Below are 4,536 nucleotides of genomic sequence, written 5' to 3'. Positions count from 1 at the left end.
CCTGCGGGCGCTGCACCGCGCGGTGCTCCGCGCCGCCGGGGTCCGGCTCGTCGTGCGCGGCGGGCCGCTCGCGCCCGCGGACGGGCGGGGCGCCCTGGTCGTGGCCGACCACACGTCGTGGATCGACATCCCGGCGCTCGGTGCGATCGGCCCGGTCACCATGCTCGCCAAGCGGGAGGTCCGGGACTGGCCGCTGATCGGCGCGCTCGCGGCCCGCATCGGGACCCTGTTCGTGCACCGCGAGGGCCTGTCCCGGCTCCCCGGCACCGTCGCGACCTGCGCCGACGCGCTGCGGGACGGCACGCTGGTCGGTGTCTTCCCCGAGGCGACGACGTGGTGCGGCGCGATCTCCGGGGACTACCGGCGGGCCCCGTTCCAGGCCGCGATCGACGCGGGTGCCCCGGTCCGGCCGGTCGCCGTCGCGATCACCACCCCGGACGGGCGGCCGACGACGGCCGCCGCGTTCGTCGGCGAGCAGACCCTCGGCGACACCGTCGGCCGGGTGCTGAGGCTGCCCGGCCTGGTCTGTGAGGTCACCGTGGGCGAGCTCGTCGAGCCGGGCCCGCACACCGACCGGCGCGCGCTGGCCGCCCGGGCCCGCGACCGGGTCCGTCACCCGCCACCGGTCACGACCGCCACGGCCGTGTGAGACGGACGGTCGTCCACGACGGGTTCGGCACGCACCGCTGTCACGACGGGGTCTACCCTGGAGGCCGATGACGTACCTGGACCACGCGGCGACCACACCGATGCTGCCCGCCGCCGTCGCCGCCATGAGCGACGCGCTCGGCCGCACCGGCAACGCGTCGTCGCTGCACTCGTCGGGCCGCCGCGCCCGGCGCGCGGTCGAGGAGGGGCGCGAGCGGATCGCCGAGGCGGTCGGCGCGCGCCCGTCCGAGGTCGTGTTCACGACCGGCGGCACCGAGAGCGACAACCTCGCGGTCAAGGGCCTGTTCTGGGCCCGCCGGGCCGCGGACCCGCGCCGCACCCGGGTGCTGGTCTCGGCCGTCGAGCACCACGCGGTCGTCGACGCGGCGGAGTGGCTGGCCACCCACGAGGGAGCCCGGCTGCGGATGCTCGAGGTCGACGCGACCGGCCGCGTCCACCCGGAGACGCTGCGCGCCGCGCTCGCCGAGGACCCGGACGGGAACGCCCTGGTCTCGGTCATGTGGGCCAACAACGAGGTCGGCACCGTCAACCCGGTGCGCGAGCTCGCCGCCGTGGCCCACGAGTTCGGGGTGCCGTTCCACACCGACGCCGTGCAGGCCGTCGGGATCCTCGACGTCGACTTCGCCGCGAGCGGCGCCGACGCCCTCACCCTCACCGGGCACAAGCTCGGCGGCCCCTACGGCGCGGGCGCGCTGCTGCTCGGCCGCGAGGTCACCTGCACCCCGCTGCTGCACGGCGGCGGCCAGGAGCGCGACGTCCGCTCCGGCACCCTGGACGTGCCGTCGCTGGCCGGGCTGGCGACGGCCGTCGTCGAGTCGGTGGCCGCCGCGCCGAGCCGCCGCGTGCACCTGGCCGGGCTGCGCGACGAGCTGGTCCGCGTCGTGCGCACCGAGGTGCCCGACGCGGTCCTGAACGGTGACACCACCGACTCCCGGGTCGACGGCGGTCCCGGCAGGCTGCCCGGCAACGCGCACCTGTCGTTCCCCGGCTGCGAGGGCGACAGCCTGCTCATGCTGCTCGACGCCCACGGCATCGACTGCTCGACCGGCTCGGCCTGCACCGCGGGCGTCGCCCAGCCCAGCCACGTGCTGCTGGCGATGGGCGCCGACGAGTGCACCGCCCGCGGGTCGCTGCGCTTCTCCCTGGGGCACACCAGCACCTCCGCCGACGTCGCCGCGGTCGCCGGGGCCATCGGGTCGGTCGTGGAGCGCGCCCGCAACGCGAGCCGTCGCACCCCCGCGTCGGTCACGGGCTGAGCCGTGCGGGTCCTCGCTGCGATGAGCGGCGGCGTCGACTCCGCGGTGGCCGCCGCGCGGGCGGTCGCCGCCGGACACGACGTCGTCGGGGTGCACCTCGCGCTGTCGCGCACCCGGGACGCCATGCGCTCCGGATCACGGGGCTGCTGTTCCAAGGAGGACGCGGGCGACGCCGCCCGCGCCGCCGACGTCCTCGGCATCCCGTACTACGTCTGGGACCTGTCCGAGGAGTTCACCCGCGACGTCGTGGACGACTTCGTCGCCGCCTACGCGGCCGGGGAGACGCCGAACCCCTGCCTGCGCTGCAACGAGAAGATCAAGTTCGCGGCCGTGCTGGACCGGGCGCTCGCCCTCGGCTTCGACGCCGTCTGCACCGGCCACTACGCGCAGCTCGACCCGGCCGGGCCGGTACTGCGCCGCTCGGCCGACGCGGGCAAGGACCAGTCCTACGTGCTGGCGGTGCTGCGCGCCGACCAGCTGCGGCACGCGATGTTCCCGGTCGGCGACACCCCGAAGCCGGAGATCCGGGCCGAGGCCGCCCGGCTCGGGCTGCGCGTCGCCGGGAAACCCGACAGTCACGACATCTGCTTCATCCCCACCGGCGACACCCGCGGTTTCCTGGCCGACCGCCTGGGCACCACTCCCGGCGCGCTGGTCGACGCCGCCTCCGGCGAGACCCTCGGCACCCACGACGGCGTGCACGGCTTCACCGTCGGGCAGCGCAAGGGCCTCGGGATCGACCGGCCGGCCGCCGACGGCCGCCCCCGCTACGTGCTCGGCATCGAGCCGGTCAGCGGCACCGTGCGGGTCGGACCGGAGGCCGCGCTCGACGTCACCGCGATCACCGCGCGTACCCCCGTGTGGACCTCGGGCGCGGCGCCGGACGCACCGTTCGGCTGCGTCGTGCAGGTCCGCGCGCACGGCGGCACCGCACCCGCCACCGTCACCCCGCTCGACTCCGCCGTGCAGGTGGAGCTGTCCGAACCGCTGCGCGGTGTCGCCCCGGGGCAGGCCGTCGCCTTCTACCGCCCCGACGACGACGGCGACGTCGTCCTGGGGTCGGCGACGATCACCGGGACGGCCTGACCGAGATCGCCGGCCGCGTCCGCCCGGCGGCACCGACCGACCCGGGCCCGCCCGGCGGCGCCTGACCGGCCCCGGAGCACGCCCCCCCGCCGGCGCCGCGAGTGGCCTGGTCCGGCATCGCCTCTCCGCCGAGATGCACCCCAGCGGGCTGCGCGGAGCCGTTCGAGCCCGCTGACCTGCAACTCGGTGCAACCTGCACGCCGCACCGACCCCGACGAGAGCACTGCTCTTGCTCTTGTGCGACGGATAGTGAACACTGCTCTCATGACGAACCAGCGCTCTCGGCTCCACTACATCGCCCCCGGCCGCATCACCCGCCGGGTGATGAACCCCCTGGTCGCCGGGCTGACCCGGCTCGGCCTCCCGCTCGCCGGCTCCGCGGTGCTCGGCGTCCGCGGCCGCCGCTCCGGCGAGGTCCGCACCACGCCGGTCAACCCGCTGCGCCACGACGGCGCCCGCTACCTCGTCGCCGCGCGCGGCGAGACCCAGTGGGTGCGCAACCTGCGCGTCGCGGGGGAGGCGGAGCTGACCGTCGGCCGTCGCACCGAGCGGGTGGCCGCGACCGAGCTGACCGAGCCGGCCGCCGTCGTCCCGGTGCTGCGGGAGTACCTGCGTCGCTGGGCCTGGGAGGTCGGGACGTTCTTCGACGGTGTCGACGCGTCCTCGTCCGACGCCGAGCTCGCCGCCGTCGCCCACTGCCACCCGATCTTCGTCCTGGCCGCGTGATCCTTCTCCGCGGAGCCGGGAGCGCCCCTCGGTCGCGTGGGCTCCGGGAGGAGGGATCACCGGAGCGACGGACGGCGTGATCGGTGAGAGGCTGTCGCGGTGAGCGACCGTGACTACCGAGCACCCGGCATGCTGGTGCGCCGCGTCCTCAACCCGCTGGTCGGGGCCCTGGCCCAGCGCGGCATCACCCCGGGTGACACCGCCGTGCTCGCCGTCCGCGGCCGGCGCAGCGGCAGGATCCGCACCGTCCCGCTGACCCCGGTCCTGCTCGACGGGACCCGCCACCTCATCTCGCCGCGCGGTGAGACCGACTGGGTCCTCAACCTGCGCGCGGCCGGCGGGAGCGCCGAACTGCGCGGTCGTGGGGGAGCGGAGCCGGTGTCGGCCGTCGAGCTCGACGCCGCGGCGGCCGTCCCCGTGCTGCGCGCCTACGTGCGCGGACTCGGCCGGGCCGCCGGGATGCTGTTCGACGACGTCGATCCCGCCTCCACCGACGCCGAGCTCGCCGCCGCCGCACCCCGCCACCCGGTGTTCGCCCTGCGGTGACCACCAGGAGCGGAGCACCGGGCGCAGCCCACCCGCCGCCGCACTCCACTCCCGGCGACCACGCCCGCCGACGCCGGACCGGGGCCGCACGCACCCGGACGGGACGGCGGAGGACACTGGGGGTGTGACCGTCCCGGATCCCACCGACCCGCTGGCCGCCGCGCTCGCCGCCGCCGGACTCGGCGACGTGCGTCCCGGTGAGACCCTCCCGCCCCCGCCGCGCATCGAGGTCGTCGACGACGCCCCCGCCGAG

At 76.6% G+C, this 4,536-nt stretch carries 5 protein-coding genes; all 5 read left to right on the top strand.

Going from position 1 to position 4,536, the window contains the following annotated elements; translation table 11 throughout:
* The coding region (locus tag GTW08_RS19455; RefSeq protein WP_161152337.1) for a lysophospholipid acyltransferase family protein at positions 1-649 on the top strand (649 nt) is incomplete at its 5' end.
* 67 nt (positions 650-716) lie between these two features.
* Positions 717-1,925, top strand: a complete 1,209-nt coding sequence (locus GTW08_RS19450) for a cysteine desulfurase family protein (protein WP_073578457.1) — start codon at positions 717-719, stop codon at positions 1,923-1,925.
* 3 nt (positions 1,926-1,928) lie between these two features.
* Positions 1,929-3,011, top strand: coding sequence for a tRNA 2-thiouridine(34) synthase MnmA (gene mnmA / locus GTW08_RS19445; RefSeq protein WP_073578456.1), 1,083 nt, complete (start codon positions 1,929-1,931; stop codon positions 3,009-3,011).
* 264 nt (positions 3,012-3,275) lie between these two features.
* Positions 3,276-3,737, top strand: a complete 462-nt coding sequence (locus GTW08_RS19440; RefSeq protein WP_073578455.1) for a nitroreductase family deazaflavin-dependent oxidoreductase — start codon at positions 3,276-3,278, stop codon at positions 3,735-3,737.
* Positions 3,738-3,836: 99 nt separating this feature from the next.
* Entirely contained in the window at positions 3,837-4,283 is a 447-nt protein-coding gene (locus GTW08_RS19435; protein ID WP_253067394.1) for a nitroreductase/quinone reductase family protein, read from the top strand.
* Positions 4,284-4,536 lie beyond the last annotated feature (253 nt).

The organism is Pseudonocardia sp. SID8383 (assembly GCF_009864975.1).
GTDB lineage: Bacteria > Actinomycetota > Actinomycetes > Mycobacteriales > Pseudonocardiaceae > Pseudonocardia > Pseudonocardia alni.
This window is presented reverse-complemented; position numbering and strand designations above follow the sequence as displayed.

Excerpts from the sequence above, each read along its gene's own strand:
- GTW08_RS19450 (WP_073578457.1), top strand. The coding sequence starts at position 717 with ATGACGTACCTGGACCACGCGGCGACCACACCGATGCTGCCCGCCGCC.
- GTW08_RS19440 (WP_073578455.1), top strand. The coding sequence starts at position 3,276 with ATGACGAACCAGCGCTCTCGGCTCCACTACATCGCCCCCGGCCGCATC.